The 17,232-nt window shown below is 28.3% G+C and carries 11 protein-coding genes and 8 pseudogenes; 8 read left to right on the top strand and 11 right to left on the bottom strand.

The window, feature by feature from the left end; translation table 11 throughout:
• Positions 1–167: 167 nt before the first annotated feature.
• The 7 genes and pseudogenes from rny to PL321_RS16625 all read left to right on the top strand — a co-directional run bounded on the left by rny (position 168) and on the right by PL321_RS16625 (position 7,267).
• Positions 168–1,621 (top strand): annotated as a pseudogene (rny, locus tag PL321_RS16660) (ribonuclease Y).
• A 300-nt stretch (positions 1,622–1,921) separates the two neighbouring features.
• Positions 1,922–2,994: pseudogene (locus PL321_RS16655) on the top strand (ISL3 family transposase); the annotation flags it as partial.
• Between the two features lie 248 nt (positions 2,995–3,242).
• Positions 3,243–3,503: a stage V sporulation protein S gene (locus PL321_RS16645; RefSeq protein ID WP_027307498.1), complete on the top strand. Its 261-nt coding sequence runs from the start codon at positions 3,243–3,245 to the stop codon at positions 3,501–3,503.
• A 243-nt stretch (positions 3,504–3,746) separates the two neighbouring features.
• A pseudogene (gene purB, locus PL321_RS16640) lies at positions 3,747–5,184 on the top strand (adenylosuccinate lyase).
• Between the two features lie 93 nt (positions 5,185–5,277).
• A complete protein-coding gene (locus tag PL321_RS16635) occupies positions 5,278–5,715 on the top strand; it encodes a pyrroline-5-carboxylate reductase family protein (protein ID WP_273962701.1) in 438 nt (145 codons plus the stop codon).
• 56 nt (positions 5,716–5,771) lie between these two features.
• Positions 5,772–6,065 (top strand): pyrroline-5-carboxylate reductase dimerization domain-containing protein, encoded by a 294-nt coding sequence (locus PL321_RS16630; protein WP_273962700.1) that lies wholly within the window; start codon positions 5,772–5,774, stop codon positions 6,063–6,065.
• A gap of 215 nt (positions 6,066–6,280) precedes the next feature.
• Positions 6,281–7,267: a tyrosine recombinase XerC gene (locus PL321_RS16625; protein WP_273962699.1), complete on the top strand. Its 987-nt coding sequence runs from the start codon at positions 6,281–6,283 to the stop codon at positions 7,265–7,267.
• Between the two features lie 3 nt (positions 7,268–7,270).
• On the opposite strand, the gene PL321_RS16620 is transcribed toward PL321_RS16625, so the two are convergent.
• Together PL321_RS16620 and yneA are read right to left on the bottom strand one after the other, a co-directional pair.
• Positions 7,271–7,552: a hypothetical protein gene (locus PL321_RS16620; RefSeq protein ID WP_273962698.1), complete on the bottom strand. Its 282-nt coding sequence runs from the start codon at positions 7,550–7,552 to the stop codon at positions 7,271–7,273.
• A gap of 60 nt (positions 7,553–7,612) precedes the next feature.
• Positions 7,613–7,900 carry a cell division suppressor protein YneA gene (gene yneA / locus PL321_RS16615; RefSeq protein WP_273962697.1) on the bottom strand — a complete coding sequence of 96 codons (288 nt, stop codon included), beginning with the start codon at positions 7,898–7,900 and terminating at the stop codon, positions 7,613–7,615.
• Between the two features lie 143 nt (positions 7,901–8,043).
• On the opposite strand from yneA, the pseudogene lexA reads away from it, so the two are divergent.
• Positions 8,044–8,661: pseudogene (gene lexA / locus PL321_RS16610) on the top strand (transcriptional repressor LexA).
• Between the two features lie 25 nt (positions 8,662–8,686).
• Here the strand turns inward: lexA and PL321_RS16605 are convergent.
• The 9 genes and pseudogenes from PL321_RS16605 to miaB all read right to left on the bottom strand — a co-directional run bounded on the left by PL321_RS16605 (position 8,687) and on the right by miaB (position 17,171).
• Positions 8,687–9,934, bottom strand: a pseudogene (locus tag PL321_RS16605) (methionine gamma-lyase family protein).
• A gap of 139 nt (positions 9,935–10,073) precedes the next feature.
• A complete protein-coding gene (gene hfq / locus PL321_RS16600; protein ID WP_273962696.1) occupies positions 10,074–10,325 on the bottom strand; it encodes an RNA chaperone Hfq in 252 nt (83 codons plus the stop codon).
• 37 nt (positions 10,326–10,362) lie between these two features.
• A pseudogene (gene miaA, locus PL321_RS16595) lies at positions 10,363–11,309 on the bottom strand (tRNA (adenosine(37)-N6)-dimethylallyltransferase MiaA).
• A 13-nt stretch (positions 11,310–11,322) separates the two neighbouring features.
• Positions 11,323–11,877 (bottom strand): hypothetical protein, encoded by a 555-nt coding sequence (locus PL321_RS16590; RefSeq protein ID WP_273964640.1) that lies wholly within the window; start codon positions 11,875–11,877, stop codon positions 11,323–11,325.
• A gap of 95 nt (positions 11,878–11,972) precedes the next feature.
• On the bottom strand, positions 11,973–12,149 hold the full coding sequence (locus PL321_RS16585; protein WP_273962694.1) for a hypothetical protein: 177 nt from the start codon (positions 12,147–12,149) through the stop codon (positions 11,973–11,975).
• Positions 12,150–12,225: 76 nt separating this feature from the next.
• Positions 12,226–12,558, bottom strand: a complete 333-nt coding sequence (locus tag PL321_RS16580) for a hypothetical protein (protein ID WP_273964639.1) — start codon at positions 12,556–12,558, stop codon at positions 12,226–12,228.
• Positions 12,559–12,829: 271 nt separating this feature from the next.
• Positions 12,830–13,189: a DNA mismatch repair endonuclease MutL gene (mutL, locus tag PL321_RS16575; protein WP_273962693.1), complete on the bottom strand. Its 360-nt coding sequence runs from the start codon at positions 13,187–13,189 to the stop codon at positions 12,830–12,832.
• Positions 13,190–15,790, bottom strand: a pseudogene (gene mutS / locus PL321_RS16570) (DNA mismatch repair protein MutS).
• A 49-nt stretch (positions 15,791–15,839) separates the two neighbouring features.
• Positions 15,840–17,171, bottom strand: a pseudogene (miaB, locus tag PL321_RS16565) (tRNA (N6-isopentenyl adenosine(37)-C2)-methylthiotransferase MiaB).
• Positions 17,172–17,232: the final 61 nt, after the last annotated feature.

The following is a 17,232-nucleotide window of genomic DNA, read 5'->3' as shown; positions in this document are numbered from 1 at the left end:
GTCTCTTGTTGATTAACTTTATAAATAAAAAACAACTAATTTGTTATACAATAAATATTGTTTGACTGTAGAGGGAGGTGTTGTGTATAGAAACGCTTGTTTGGCTTTTATTAATTGGGGCTACAGGAGTGATAGCCTTCTTTTTAGGCTATTTTATAAGAAAGAATATATCTGAAAAAAGATACAATCAACTGAGGAATTAGCTAAAAAATTGTATCTGATGCTGAAAAAGAAGCAGAATCAAAGAAAAAGAAGCTATGATTGAGGCAAAAGAAGAGGTCCATAAGCTAAGAAATGAATTCGAAAAGAAGTAAGAGAAAGAAGAAATGAAATCCAAAGAATGGAGAGGAGATTAATTTTAAGAGAGGAGACTCTCGATAAAAAGTAGAAGCATTAGAAGCAAGAGAAGAAAACCTTGTAAAGAAACAACAAGAAATTCAAGAATTACAAGACCAAATGAATGAAGTTTACAAAAACAAGTTCAAGAACTTGAAAGAATTGCTAATTTAACAACAGAAGAGGCTAAGGAAATTATATTAAACAATGTAAAGGAAGAAGTTAAACACGATGCAGCAATGTTAATTAAAGAAATAGAAACTAAAGCAAAGGAAGAGGTTGATAAAAAGGCTAGAGAAATAATTGCTTGTGCAATACAAAGATGTGCTGCAGATCACGTTGCAGAAACCACAGTTTCAGTTGTAAGCCTACCAAATGATGAAATGAAGGGTAGAATAATTGGTAGAGAAGGTAGAAACATTAGAACACTTGAAACACTAACAGGTATTGATTTAATAATTGATGATACTCCTGAAGCAGTGATATTATCAGGTTTTGATCCAATAAGAAGAGAAGTTGCAAGACTTGCATTAGAAAAATTAATAGCTGATGGGAGAATACATCCTGCCAGAATTGAAGAAATGGTTGAAAAGGCAAAAAAGAAGTTGAAAACGATATTCGTGAACAAGGCGAACAAGCTACTTTTGAAACTGGTGTACACGGTTTACATAGTGAGTTAATTAGATTGCTTGGTAGACTAAAGTACAGAACTAGCTATGGACAAAATGTTTTAAAACATTCTATTGAGGTTCTCATATTTGGCAGGTTTAATGGCTTCTGAGCTTGGAGCTGATGTTGCACTTGCAAAAAGAGCAGGTCTTTTACATGATATAGGTAAAGCTTTAGATCACGAAATTGAAGGACCGCACGCTCTTATTGGTGGAGATATATTAAAGAAATATAATGAATCTCCAGCAGTTATACACGCTGTATCGGCACATCACGGAGATGTTGAACCACAAACAATTGAAGCTATATTAGTGCAAGCAGCAGATGCAATTTCTGCAGCAAGACCAGGAGCAAGAAGAGAAACACTTGAAGCATATATAAAGAGATTAGAAAAATTAGAGGAAATAGCAGATTCCTTTGAAGGTGTTGAAAAATCATATGCTATTCAAGCTGGTAGAGAAATAAGAATTATGGTAAAACCAGAACAAATTTCAGATGCTGATGCAATTCAAATGGCGAGGGATATAGTAAAAGAATAGAAAGTGAGTTAGAATATCCTGGTCAAATAAAGGTTAATGTAATTAGAGAGATTAGAGCAATTGAATATGCAAAATAATAAGGATGGTTTTAAACTATCCTTATTATTTTTATTTGTAAATAGTAAAATAATTTGTAAATTGGTTCTATAATAAATGTTGGGGCGTAGACCCAGCATATTTTTTACAAAAAATATGTGCACCTGATTAGACACCTGGTAAAATTAAAATAACCAAACAAAAACCTTACCTGAAAGGAGGCATCCATCAAGTGCACACTAATAATTCTATCAAAAATTTATTAGGTTTTAAAGATGTTATTATAAAAAGATTATTCATAATGACACGTACATTGAGATATACTTAGAAACTAAGAAAAAATTTGTACTTGCCCTAATTGTAATTCCAAAGTTACAAGAGTTCACGATTATAGAATTCAGCGTATTAAAGACATACCCTTATTCTTTAAACATACTTTTATCATTCTTAAAAAACGTAGATATCGTTGTAATGCCTGCGGCAAAAAATTTTATGAACATATAGAATTTTTACCTCGTTATCATAGAATAACTAATAGATTAGCTATGTTTGTAATTTATGAATTATCTAATGAATATAGTATGACATCAGTTGCTAGAAAAACTAATCTATCTATCGATACTATAAAACGTATTTTTGATAATGTATCTTACTCTTCTCCTACTAATTTACCTAAAATAATATCTATAGATGAATTTAAAGGTAACTCTGGTGGTTCTAAATATCATTGTGCAATAGTCGATCCTGTTAATCATAAAATACTAGACATTATTAAAGATAGAAAAGAGCATATTCTTATAGATTATTTTAGAAAAATTAAAAATCGCGATAGCGTTACACACTTTATTTGTGATATGTGGCAACCCTATATTGATTTAGCTAAAACTTATTTCAAAAATGCTGTAATTGTTATAGATAAATTTCACTATATTAGACAAGTCATATGGGCAGTAGAAGCGGTAAGAAAACGTATCCAAAGAGAACTATCAATTAAATTAAGAAAATACTTTAAAAGAAGTAAAAAGCTTATTTTAAAAGATATGGCTTACTTGATACAGATTCAAAGTTAGCTTTACAAGTTATGTTTTCTTATAATAGTGAATTAGCAATTGCCCACACTTTAAAGGAAAAGTTATTGAGTATTATTGATGCTTCACCTTCTTCTAACGAAGCTCGTGTCCTCTTAAAAGATTGGATTAAACTTGCACAAAATAGTGGTATCAATGAATTGAAAAGATGTGCAAATACCTATATCAGATATTTTAATGAGATTTGTAATTCTTTTGATATTCCTTATACAAATGCTTGTATAGAAGGATTTAATAATAAAATCAAAGTTATTAAAAGAATAGCCTTCGGCTATAGAAATTTTGATAGATTCAGGAATAGAATTCTTCATTGTTGTAATAAATAATCTGTTAAATATTGTATTTTAGGAAATCCAACTATCGTTGGTCTTTTTGTCGTGCAATTTTTAAGGGTAAACTCCCTCATCCTATCTATCTTGCTAAAATCATTATCAAATAAGAAAGGACAGGCATTCTAATCTAATGCCCGCCCCAACTATTGACAAAGAGCCTGTAAATTTAAGAAGGAATTTTTATTTGCGTGTAGAATATAGAATATTAGAACAATAATATGCAACATTAAGGAGGTACAAAAATGGAAGTATTAAAGGTTTCAGCAAAATCAAATCCAAATTCTGTAGCAGGTGCTTTAGCAGGTGTTGTTAGGGAAAAGGGAATTGCTGAAATGCAGGCAATTGGTGCAGGAGCTATTAATCAAGCAATTAAGGCTGTTGCAATCGCAAGAGGGTTTGTTGCACCAAGTGGAATTGATTTGATTTGTATACCTGCATTTACTGATGTGAATATTGATGGTGAAGAGAGAACGGCAATAAAATTTATAATTCAACCAAGATAATTTTTTAAAAGGAGAGTCTAACTCTCCTTTTTATTTTTGTTTAAAAAATAAATGAAAAATTGTAACTATATAAAGATCCTTAGATTTTATTGTATTATTTAACATAGATAGAATTGAAACTTTTGTTCAAAAACTAAAGTAGGAGAAATACTCCTACTTTTTATATTTTGTTAATTATGTTATAATATAAATACGAAACAAAATATATATATAAATTAAAATTTTCGTTAGGAGGCGAATGATATGGACGATAGATGTTTGTATATTAGTCCTTTGACAAAAAGATATGCAAGTAAAGAGATGTCCTATTTATTTTCGGATGAAAAGAAATTTAAAACTTGGAGAAAATTATGGGTTGCATTAGCTCAGGCTGAAAAAGAATTAGGTCTTTCTATTACACAAGAACAAATAGATGAATTAAAGGCAAATATTGAAAACATTAATTATGAAGTAGCTGAACAAAAGGAAAGAGAAACAAGACACGATGTTATGTCACATGTATATGCATATGGAGAACAATGCCCAAAAGCAAAACCAATTATACACTTAGGTGCAACAAGTTGTTATATAGGTGATAACACAGATGTTATTATAATAAAAGAATCGTTAGAACTTTTAAGAAAGAAATTAATATCTTGCATTAAAAATTTAAAGGAATTTGCGTTGAAATATAAAGATTTACCGACGCTATCATACACACATTTACAACCTGCACAGCTTTCTACAGTTGGGAAAAGAGCTTGTTTATGGCTGCAGGATTTGCTTATGGATTTAGAACAACTTGAATATTGTATTGAAAATTTAAAGTTACTGGGTGTTAAAGGTACTACAGGAACACAGGCAAGCTTTCTTAAATTATTTAATGGTGATCATAATAAAGTAAAGCAACTTGATGAGATGGTGTGTAATATTTTAGGTTTTGAAAACAAGTACTTTAGGGTTACTGGTCAAACTTATCCTAGAAAACAAGATACATTAGTTTTAAATGTATTATCAAGTATAGCTCAAAGTGCTTACAAATTTAGTAATGATATTCGTATACTTCAAAGTTTTAAAGAAATTGAAGAGCCTTTTGAAAAAGTCAGATAGGTTCTTCTGCAATGCCTTATAAAAGGAATCCTATGAGATCAGAAAGAATATCAGCACTAGCAAGATATGTAATAGTAAATTCAACTAATGCTGATATTACAGCTTCTACACAATGGTTTGAGAGGACGTTAGATGATTCGGCAAATAGAAGATTGGTTTTAGCAGAGTCCTTTTTAGCAGTAGATGGGATATTGAATTTATATATAAATATTACTTCTGGATTAGTGGTTAATGAAAAAATTATTTTAAAAAGAGTAAGAGAGGAATTGCCATTTATGGCTACAGAAAATATTCTGATGGAATGTGTAAAAAAGGTGGCGATAGACAAGAGCTACACGAAAGGATAAGGGTGCATTCAATGGAAGCTGCTAAAAATATAAAGGTTTTTGGAGGAGAAAATGATTTGTTGAATAGAATTGTTAGCGATCCAGTATTTGAGTTAGTTGATGATGATTTAAATGATATAATGAATGAAAAGAATTATATAGGTCGTTCTAAGGAACAGGTAGAGGAATTTATTAATGATGTAGTTGAACCAATTATTAATAAATATAAGGATATAGAACAAATAGAGGCTGAAATAACTGTGTAAAGCGACGTTAAAAGTCGCTTTTTTATTTCTTTTAATTTGTTTTCCTTTTGATTATAATTAAATAAGAAAGTTTTTTAGATGGAGGTGGTATTTATGATAGGTTTTATTGGTTTTGGTAATATGGCTACCGCTATTATAAAAGGTATAATTAATAAGGGAATATATAATACCAATAAAATTTATATTTATGATATTGATAAAAATAAACTTGAAAATGCTAATAAAACGTTTGGAGTTAATATATGTAAAAACTGTGATGAAATAATTGAAAAATCACAATATATATTTTTGGCTGTTAAACCTAATGTTTATAAAGATATTTATGGTGTAATAAAAGAAAATTATTATTGTAATAAGGTTTTGATTTCGATGGCAGCTGGAATAACAATAGATGAAATAAAGAAAAATACAGGTTATGATAAAATAGTAAGAATTATGCCTAATGTTGCAGCATTGGTTAATGAAGGTATTACTGCAGCAACGTTTTTAAACATATTAGATTTAGAAAAAAGCAAATTATTGATCTTTTAAACTCTATTGGTAAGGTCGTAGAGGTTGATGAGAAAGATATAAATAAATATTCAGCGTTGTCTGGAAGTAGCCCTGCTTTTATATCAGAATTTATTGAAGCATTTGTTGATGCAGGTGTATATATAGGGATACCGCATAAAGAAGCATTGAATGTCATTTGTGATACTATAATTGGTACAGCAGAAATGTTAAAAACTGGTGAAATAAATACAAGTGATTTGAAATATATGGTGTGTTCGCCTGGAGGTACAACCATTGAAGGTATAAGAACTTTAGAAAATAAAGGTTTTAAATCTGCTTTAATTGAAGCTATAATAAGTACATATAATAAAAATAACAATTTAAGGTGATGTTATGCTAAGGATAATTCTATTTGCATTATTTATTTTGTTATATTTGTTTATTCAGAAAGAATTTATAATGACATTGGGAAAAAGAAGAAGATGAAAAAATAAAGCAATAATTTTTAATTAAATTTTAGTATACCAATTTTCTAAATACCATACAGCAATTTCGCTAAATTGATATTTAGCGAAATGTTATATTGTTTTCAGAGGGGGTTGAAATGAATTTAGCAGCTATTTACGATAAAGAATGTCCAATAATTCTAAATGATTTTCTTGCATATCTAATTAATGTTAAGGCTAAATCCTATAATACAGTTTTAGGATATAAAATTGATTTAAAATTATTCTTAAAGTATGTAAAATTTATTAAAAATAATTCGATTAATGAAACGACTGTTGATGAAATAAAAATAAATGATATTAATATAGAATTTATACGAAATATAACCTTGTATGATATCTACTCTTTTATAAATTACATAACTTTAGAACGTCAAAATAGTAGTTATGCAAGAGCAAGAAAAACTGCAGCCATAAGGGCGTTTTTTAATTATCTTGAGACCAAAGTTAAATTAATAAATGAAAATCCAGCTAAGGAACTTGAGAGTCCCAAAATATCTAAAAGACATCCTGTTTATTTAACTTTAGAACAGAGTAAAAAATTAATTAATGTAATTGAAGGAAAACATAAAGAAAGAGATTATGCAATGATAATGTTGTTTTTAAATTGTGGATTAAGATTATCGGAATTAGTTGGAATTGATATTGATAAAATTAAAGGTGATATATTAACTGTTATAGGAAAAGGAAATAAGGAAAGAACAGTCTATCTAAATCAGGCTTGTATAGATGCGATAAATAGATATTTAGAAGTAAGGCCAAAGGATGCTAAGGATCAAAGGGCTTTGTTCTTAAGTGAAAGAAAAACCAGGATAAATAAAAGAACAGTAGAAATACTTGTTAAAAAATACATTGAAAAGGCAGGTCTTGGTAATGAAAAATACACTCCGCATAAATTAAGACATACTGCTGCAACGTTAATGTATAAATATGGAAATGTAGATATAAGAGCACTACAACAAATATTAGGACACGAGAGTGTTTCAACAACACAAATATATACACATATAGATGATGAAAAATTAAGAATGGCAGTTAATGCTAATCCTTTATCTAATATAAAGGTAGAAAAAGAGGAAGAGTAAAAATCACTCTTCCTCTCTACTCCATTCTGTTTCATCTATATATATACTATCTTTTAGAAGTATCTCATCATCCTCTTGTTCTATTGTTTCCTCATCATAAATATAGTCATCATAATCTTCTGCGTCAATTATCCCATCAATACTTATTTCTTTATAGTCAAATTTATTTATGCTGAGACATTCCATACAATTATTACAAATTTTATTTTTGTTTAAATCGCATATATTACATTCGTTACAGTTTGTACAATCTTTATTATTATCGATAATACATTTTTTAGCCATATACCCTGTCTCCTTTTTATAAAATATAAAACCTAATTCTATATTTTTATCTAAAAGTACCTATTTGTCAATAGGTACTTTTAGAACTTGTCCAGGATATATGATGCAATCATTTAAATTGTTAATTTTTCTTATTTCATAGATAGTTTTTCTTACATCTTTGTCTTTAGGTGTGTGTTTGATGGAGATTTTCCATAATGTATCACCTTTATTTACTACGATTTCTTCGTATGTAGTTATTTTGTTTTGTTTATTATTTTTGTAATAACTTGAAACTTTAGAAATGGATAATGAAATTATTAAAAAGAACAATGTAAAAGATAGCAATGTTTTTAAAAGTTTTCTCATAATTAACACCCTCCAAACATATGTTCTGTAAATTATTATAACCAAACATATGTTCGTTGTCAAGTATATCGAACATCAGTTTGAAACTTTTTAAGTTTAATGATATAATAAAATAAAGACAAAGTTTAAGGGGTGTAGAATAAATGATAATAAACGGATTAAGTGATAAACAGCAAAAGATTTTAGAATTTATAAGACAGGAAATTGCAACAAGAGGTTATCCCCTTCTGTAAGAGAAATTGGATTAGCTGTTGGATTAAAATCTACTTCAACGGTACATGCACATCTTGAAAAATTAGAAAAAAGGGTCTTATAAGACGTGACCCTACAAAACCAAGAGCTATTGAAATTTTAAATGAAAACATATTTGAAGACAATGATAATATAATAAAGGCACCTATCATTGGTAGTGTATCTGCTGGAAACCCTATACTTGCTTTTGAAGATATACAAGATTATTTTCCATTGCCACTTAATTATTTTAATAACAATACAGATGTATTTTTATTAAAAATTGAAGGGGAAAGTATGATAGATGCAGGTATATTAGATGGTGACTTTGTTATTGTGGAAAAGCAGCCAGTTGCTAAAAATGGAGATATTGTTGTTGCACTTATTGATGATTCTGCTACTGTTAAAAGATTTTTAAAGAAGATGGGTATATAAGATTACAACCAGAAAATACACATATGAGTCCTATAATAGTTGACAATTGTACTATTCTTGGAAAAGTAATAGGTGTATTTAGAAGATATAAATAGGAAAAGGCCAACAATGGGTTGGCCTTTAAATTATATTTGATAATGCCTTCATAATACCTATTTTTGAATGTTCATATGTTAATCCACCTTGAACATATGCTATATATGGTGGTCTTATTGGTGCATCAGCACTCAATTCAATAGAAGATCCTTGTATAAAAGCTCCAGCAGCCATAATAACGGGATCTGAATATCCAGGCATATCCCAGGGTTCGCATTCTACAAATGAATCTACAGGAGAGCCCTTTTGGATACCTTTGCAGAAGTTTATTAATAGTTTTTCGTCATTAAATTTAATAGCTTGAATTATATCGCTTCTTTTTCGTTATATTTTGGAGAAACTTCAAATCCAGCTAATTCCATAAGTTTAGAACAAAATATGGCTCCCTTTAAAGCTTCTATAGTAATATGAGGTGCTAAGAATAATCCTTGTAATATTTGCCTTATAACACCAAACGTAGAACCACAATCTTTTCCAAGACCTGGTGCGGTCAATCTGTATGAAACCAATTCTATTAAATCTTTTTACCTACAACATATCCTCCTGTTGGAGCAATTCCGCCACCTATGTTTTTGATTAATGATCCAGCAACTAAATCTGCTCCTACATCAGTAGGTTCTTTAGTATCTAAAAATTCACCATAACAATTATCAACAAAAACAATTATATCCTCTTTGATTTTTTTAATTTCATTTATAGCTAATTCAATATCATCGATAGTTAAAGCTGGTCTCCATCCATAACCTGTAGAACGCTGCATAGATATAACTTTTATAGAATGATCCTTTTAATTTCTTCTCTAACTTTTTCTAAATTTATTTTAAAGCTTTCGTTTAAATCAATTTGTTTATAATTTATACCATATTCCTTTAAGGAACCCATACCATTACCTTTTATACCTATAACTTTTAGTAATGTATCGTAGGGCGTTCCAGTAATGGACATCAAAGTATCTCCTGGCCTTAATACAGCCTGTAGTGCTGCAGCAATTGCGTGTGTTCCTGAAACTATGTGAGGTCTTACAATGGCATCTTCTGTATTGAAGATATTTGCATATATTCTATCTACTATATCTCTACCTATATCTCCATATCCATATCCTGTACTGTAAGTGAAATGAGAATCGCTTAGTTTTTCTTTTTGCATTGCATTTAATACCTTTAATTGATTGTACTCCTTAATTTTATTTAATTCTTTAAATATTGGAGTAATTATTTCTTCTGCTTTTGTTGACAATTCAACAACTTCTTTTTTATTCCGTTTAATTTGTATAATTCTTCAATCATTAGTGTTATCCTCCCTTCTCAAACATAGATATTCTATCATTTATTCAAAAAAACTCAAATATTCAACATAAAAAATATTATGTAAACATATATAATAAATAAATAACAAAGCCTTTAAAGCTTTGTTATTTATTTACATTATTATTTAGTTCATCTTGATTATATAATATAGGTTTAGCTGGTGTAACAGTTGTAACAGAATGTTTGTATACTAATATTTGTTTACCTTCTGATTCTAATATGATTGTAAAACTATCGAATCCTCTTACTAAACCCTTTAATTGAAAACCATTAACCAAATGAATTGATACAGGGATCTTGCCCTTCCTAGCATTATTTAAGAATACATCTTGTAAGTTATTAACACTTTTTGCCATAACATCATCCTCCAATTATAATTTTAATTAATATATTCTATAATAGTTTTAATTTTCCTTCTATATATCCTAACATATTTGAGAGTATTTCGTCGAGTTGTTTGTTAAAGACTTCAAGCCAATAAATTCTATTATCTTTTCTAAACCAAGTTAATTGGCGTTTAGCATATCTTCTTGTATTTTGTTTTATAATATTTTTTACTTCTTCTAATGAAAGTTTACCATCTAAATAATCAAAAACTTCTTTATAACCAATCGCTTGCATTGATTGCAGTTCTCTTGTGTATCCAAGGGTTATAAGCTTTTCTACTTCACCTATCAATCCTTTTTCAAACATTATATCTACTCTTTTATTTATTCTATCATACAATACATTTCTTGGCATATCAAGACAAAAGTATGCAAACTCATAATCAGGTTCATTTTGTTTTGTAGTACTTTGATATTCTGATATTCTTTTGCCTGTATTTTTAAATACTTCTAATGCCCTTATAACTCTTTTTATATTGTTTGGGTGTATATTATTTGCTGCATCAGGGTCTATATTTTTAAGCATATCGTGTAAATATTTTGCACCATATTGTTTAGCTAAATTATCAAGATAATCTCTATATTGTTTATCAGGTTCACTTTCACTAAAGTTTAAACTATATGTAAGAGAATTTATATATAAACCTGTACCACCAACAACTATAGGTATTTTACCCTTAGAATATATCTGTTCTATGGCATTATCAGCATATTGCTTAAAAAGTGCAACACTGAATTCTTCATCTGGATATATAATATCAATAAGATGATGCTTAATACCTTGCATTTCCTCTACACTTGGTTTAGCAGTACCTATATCCATATATTTATAAATTTGCATTGAATCCGCTGATACAATTTCACCATTTATTTTTTAGCTAGCTCAATTCCTAAATTTGTTTTACCTGAAGCGGTAGGACCAGCTATAATTATTATTTGCTTTTTATTTTTCATTTTATCACCTACATTATTCTTTTAAACTTTTTTCTAAATCAATGTAATCGAATTTTATCATAGTTGGTCTCCCATGCGGACAAGTAAAGGGGTTTTTACATTTACTAAGTTCTTTAAACAAATTTAATATTTCTTGGTGATTCAATTTATCACCAGCTTTAACTGCATTTTTACACGCCATAGTATATATGATTTTTTCTATAGAATTAGTACTTGTTTCAGTGTTTATATTTAATAACATTTCTTCAATTAACTGTTTATAATTTTTTATTTTTAATATATTAGGAACAGCTCTTAAAGATATTGATGTCCCACCAAAGTCTTCAAAATCAAATCCTAACTTTTTAAATAGTAATTCATTATCAAAGATTTTTTCTTTTTCGCTTGGCGAAAATTCTAAAATAATTGGAGTAAGTAAAATTTGTTTATTTAAATCTCCAGTATTATACTCATCTAAATATTTTTCGAACAGAATTCTTTCGTGTGCTGCGTGTTGGTCAATTAAATAAAAACCATCTGATGATTCAGCAATTATATAAGTAAAATGTAACTGTCCTACAACTGTGATTGACGGAAATGATGTATTTATTTTTAAATTTTCCTCATTGTTTTGTTCAAAGATGTTAGAGATAGTATTTAAATTAGATATATTATTATGTTCATTTATATTTGTTTTTGAGTTTTTGATATATCTAATGTGTTTAAATTAAAACTTATATTTTTATAATTATCTTCTGTTTGAAAAGTAGAAGATGTTGGGACATTATAATTATTATCAATATTTTCGTTAAATATACTATTTTTTTCTTCAAAACTAATTTTATAGTCATTGTTTAACATAAAACTATCTTTTTATCTATTATATTGCTTTCAATCTTATATGATGGAATAAATTCTTTTCTTATAAGAGAATCTTTTATAATCGAGAATACTTCCTTAAATATTTTTGTTCATCAGAAAACTTTATTTCTGCTTTTGTTGGATGAACATTAACATCTATAAGTTCAGGATTAATAAATAGGTTTAAAACAAATAGAGGAAATTTATTTATTGATAGCATAGATTTATACGCATTTTCTACTGCAGCAGTAATGGTCTTATTTTTAACTAATCTACCATTCACAAAGATAGATTGATAGTTTCGATTGTTTTTCTCCAGTTTGCTGTTTCCAATAAAGCCTTTTAAAGTTATTGTTTCTTTTGAAGAATTGACCTCAATTAAATTGTCAAATACATTCTTACCATATATAACATATATTACATTTTTTAAATTGCCATCACCAGTTGTGATAAATATATTTTTTTATTTGATATATATTTGAATGATATTTGTGGGTGTGATAGTGCCATATTTTGCATCAATTCAGTAATATATGCTTGTTCTCTTGAAGGAGATTTTAAAAATTTTAACCTGGCAGGGACATTGTAAAAAATATCTTTTACAGTTATTATTGTACCAGTAGTGCTACCACAAAACTCTTTAGATATTATGTTACCGTTTTCTAAGTAAGCTTTAACACCTATGTCAGATTTTTTGTTTTTGTTATCAACTCCACTTTAGATATAGATGCAATACTTGCCAGAGCTTCACCTCTAAAACCAAGAGAAGTTATTTTAAATAGGTCCTTTTCATTTTTAATTTTACTTGTAGCGTGTCGCATAAACGCCTTTTCTATATCATCTTCATTTATACCTTTACCATTATCAGATACCCTTATAACGGATATACCTCCATTTTCCACTTCAACAATAATTTCAGTAGCTCCAGCGTCTATTGAATTTTCAACCAACTCTTTTACTATTGAAGCTGGTCTTTCAATTACTTCGCCTGCAGCAATTTTATTTATTAGCTCATTGCTTAGTATATTAATTTCACCCATTTAATCAGCTCCTAATTTTTTTACTCTGTTTACTAAATCAAAAATATAATTAAAGGCCTGCATAGGAGTCATATTTAATATATCCAGTTCTTTAATTTCATTTATAATTTCGTTTTCTTTATAATTAAATAAATTTAGATCTAACTTTTCTGCTGCAACTTCTTTTTCATATTCCTTTTTTGAATATTTTTGTAAGTTGTTTTATTTATTGTATTTTCTTTAGAACCTTCTAATTGAGATAGGATTTCTTTAGCTTTTAAGATTACTTCATCAGGTAAACCAGCAAGTTTTGCCACTTCAATTCCATAACTTTGGTCCACTTTACCTCGTCTAATTTTGTGAAGAAAAATTACTTTATTGTTGAATTCTTTTACTTCGATTGAATAGTTTTTTATACATCTATATTTTTCTTCTAATTCAGTAAGTTCGTGATAATGTGTTGCAAAGAGTGTTTTTGCTTTAATTTTATTTGCTAAATATTCAACTACAGACCAAGCAATACTTAATCCATCAAAGGTACTTGTTCCTCTTCCTACCTCATCTAAAATTAATAAGCTATCAGAAGTTGCATTTTTTAATATATAGGATACTTCACTCATTTCTACCATAAAGGTACTTTTTCCTGATGAAATATCGTCTGATGCACCAATACGGGTAAAAATTTTATCAACAAGAGATATATTTGCATTTTTAGCTGGAACAAAACAACCGATTTGTGCCATTAAACTTATAATTGCTACTTGTCTCATAAAAGTTGATTTTCCTGCCATATTCGGACCAGTTATTATTAAAATCATATTCTCATTTTTATCAATAAAACAATCATTTGGCACAAAGGGTTCATTAATCATTTTTTCTATAACTGGGTGTCTTGCTTCTTTTAAAGATATAATTCCATTATTATTAATAGTTGGCTTAAAATAATTGTTCTCTATTGATACTTTTGCAAAGGATTGAATAGTATCAAGAATAGCTAATAGTTTAGCAACTTTTTGAATTCTATTAGATTGATTAGATATTTTGTTTCTGATATCTACAAAAATCTCGTATTCTAATTTAAGTAAATTATCTTCAGCATTTAATATGGTATTTTCAATATCTTTTAATTCTGGTGTTATAAATCTTTCAGCATTTGCTAAGGTTTGTTTTCTAATATATCTATCTTCTGGTATATTTGATAGATTAGCTTTTGTTACTTCTATATAATAACCAAATACTTTATTAAATCCTACTTTTAACGATTTAATACCAGTAGCTTCTTTTTCTTTTTGTTCTAATTCTGCTATCCAATTTTTACCCTCTGTAGAAGCTTCCCTATACTTATCAACATCTTTATTGAAACCTTTTTTATTATATTTCCGTCTTTAACGCTAACAGGTGGATTATCTTCGATAGATGCATCAATTAAATTATAAATATCCTCTAATATGTCAAAATTATTATATATATCTCTAATTAGTTTTGATTTAAAATGTTGTAGAGTTGTTTTTATATTAGGTAATTCAGATATTGAATTTTTCAATGAAACAAGATCACGAGCATTTGCTGAACCATATACAATTTTTGAAACAAGGCGTTCTATATCATAGATCTTTTTAAAGATTCTCTTAAAACATCTAAATAGTAGATATTATTTATAAATTCTTCTACTGCATCAAGTCTTTTTGTTATTTCATTTATATCAGTAAGTGGTGCTTCAATCCATCTTCTAAGATTTCTTGCCCCCATTGATGTTTGAGTTTTATCTAATATCCAGAAAAGAGATCCTTTTTTAGTTTTATTTATAATAGTTTCTGTTAACTCTAAATTTCTCCTAGTATTAGTATCGAGTAACATATAATTGCTTATTTGATATTTAATTATATCATTAATATTACCTAATACTGATTTTTGTGTACTTTTTAGATAGTCAAAAAGTTTTGAACTTGTATGTAATTCCAATTCGTTTAGTATATCTATTTTATTTTTAAAATGATTTTTAAGATTAATGAAATCTGAGTTATCATCAACTACTTCTATTAGGCAATTAAATTTTTCTTTAATTGAATTTATTAATAGATCATTGTTCTTTGTTTCAATAATTAGTATTTCTGATGGTTTATATTTAAATAATTCATCAATTAAGATGTAAGTATTGCTGTTTTCCATCGATGTAACAAAGAAGTCACCTGTTGACACATCACACACTGATATACTAAATCCATTACTTTCTTTTTTATACAAGCAATAAAGTTGTTTTTATCATCTTCCAATAAATTGCCTTCTAATAATGTACCAGGTGTAACAATTTTAACAATTTCTCTTCTAACTATTCCCTTTGCTTCATTAGGATCTTCAACTTGCTCACATATTGCAACTTTATATCCTTTTTCTATTAGTCTTGATATGTAATTTTCAGCAGAATGATAAGGAACTCCACACATTGGTGCTCTTTCTTCTAATCCACAATCACGGCCTGTTAAAGTGAGTTCTAATTCTTTAGATACTATTTTTGCATCTTCAAAAACATTTCATAAAAGTCGCCTAATCGAAAAATAATATACAATCTTTACAGGATTGTTTAATTTCTAAATACTGTTGCATCATTGGAGTTAATCCCAAAATACATACCTCCTTAAAAAATGGCATATAGCCATAGACTAATATGCCGTTATCTTATTACTTCAATAAATTCTCCAATAAGAATAAAGTTTCTTGGCTCGGTAATTTTTACATTAACAAGTTTGCCGATCAAGTTTGTATCCTGTGATTCAAAATGAACTAATTTTCCAGTTCTTGTTCTTCCAGTTAGCTTAGTTTCGTCAGTTTTACTTACCTCTTCAACAAGAACTTCAACTACTTTATCTTTATATAAAGCATTTTTTCTTCTATTATTTTGTTTACTACCTCAATTAATCTATTGAATCTATCGTGTTTTATATCCTCTGGTACTTGATCTTGGTATTCTGCTGCAGGTGTTCCTTTTCTAATTGAATAAATAAAAGTAAATGCTGAATCATATTGTACCTTTTAACTAAATCAAGAGTTTCTAAAAAGTCTTCCTCTGTTTCTCCAGGAAAACCAACTATTATATCAGTAGTTATTGCTACATCAGGAATGTGTTTTCTAATTAAATCCACTAATTCTAAGTACTGTTCTTTAGTATATTTTCTATTCATTTTACTTAATATTCTAGTACTTCCTGACTGAACAGGTAAATGAATATGCTCACAAAGTTTATTACATTCTTTAATTGCAAGTATTACATCTTCTGTTAAATCCTTTGGATGAGATGTAGTAAAACGTATTCTCTCTATTCCTTCAATGTCATTAACCATTCTTAAAAGTTTAGCAAAACTCATATCATCAAGGTCTTTTCCATAGGAATTAACATTTTGACCAAGTAAAGTTATTTCTTTATATCCCTTTGAAGCTAAATCTTTTATTTCTTCTATTATGGCTTCTGGTTTTCTACTTCTTTCTCTTCCTCGTGTATAAGGTACTATACAGTAGGTACAGAAATTATTACATCCGTGCATTATAGTTACAAATGCTTTAATATCACTTTTTCTTTCAACAGGAAGACCTTCAATTATTTGACCTTCTTGTTCCCAGACTTCTATTATATTTGTATTACCCTGTTTCACATTATTAATTAATTCAGGAAGCCTATGAATATTATGTGTACCAAATATTATATCAACATAAGGATATTTCTTTTTATTTCTTCAGGCATACCTTTTTGCTGCATCATACATCCACCAATGCATATTATCAGATCAGGATTTTTTGATTTTAATGCTTTTAAATGTCCTATATTACCGTATACTTTTAATTCTGCGTTTTCTCTAACAGCACAAGTATTGAAGATAATAACATCAGCATCTTCACGAGTTGTAGCACTACTATATCCTAATTCTTTTAGCATACCTGCTATTTTTTCCGAATCTTCTTCGTTCATTTGGCAACCCCAAGTTTCTATGAGATATTTTTTATTATTCATATGTACCAACCTTCCTTATCAATAATAATATTTTGCAAATATATATTATACTACAAAATTC

Origin of the sequence: Caloramator sp. mosi_1, assembly GCF_028622835.1 — a bacterium.
GTDB lineage: Bacteria > Bacillota > Clostridia > Clostridiales > Caloramatoraceae > Thermobrachium.
Note: the sequence above shows the minus strand (reverse complement) of the source record. Positions and strands in the feature narration are given on the sequence as shown.

Coding starts and splice junctions, on each gene's coding strand:
- PL321_RS16645 (WP_027307498.1), top strand. CDS start 3,243: ATGGAAGTATTAAAGGTTTCAGCAAAATCAAATCCAAATTCTGTAGCA.
- PL321_RS16635 (WP_273962701.1), top strand. CDS start 5,278: ATGATAGGTTTTATTGGTTTTGGTAATATGGCTACCGCTATTATAAAA.
- PL321_RS16625 (WP_273962699.1), top strand. CDS start 6,281: ATGAATTTAGCAGCTATTTACGATAAAGAATGTCCAATAATTCTAAAT.
- PL321_RS16620 (WP_273962698.1), bottom strand. CDS start 7,552: ATGGCTAAAAAATGTATTATCGATAATAATAAAGATTGTACAAACTGT.
- yneA (WP_273962697.1), bottom strand. CDS start 7,900: ATGAGAAAACTTTTAAAAACATTGCTATCTTTTACATTGTTCTTTTTA.
- hfq (WP_273962696.1), bottom strand. CDS start 10,325: ATGGCAAAAAGTGTTAATAACTTACAAGATGTATTCTTAAATAATGCT.
- PL321_RS16585 (WP_273962694.1), bottom strand. CDS start 12,149: ATGTTAAACAATGACTATAAAATTAGTTTTGAAGAAAAAAATAGTATA.
- mutL (WP_273962693.1), bottom strand. CDS start 13,189: ATGGGTGAAATTAATATACTAAGCAATGAGCTAATAAATAAAATTGCT.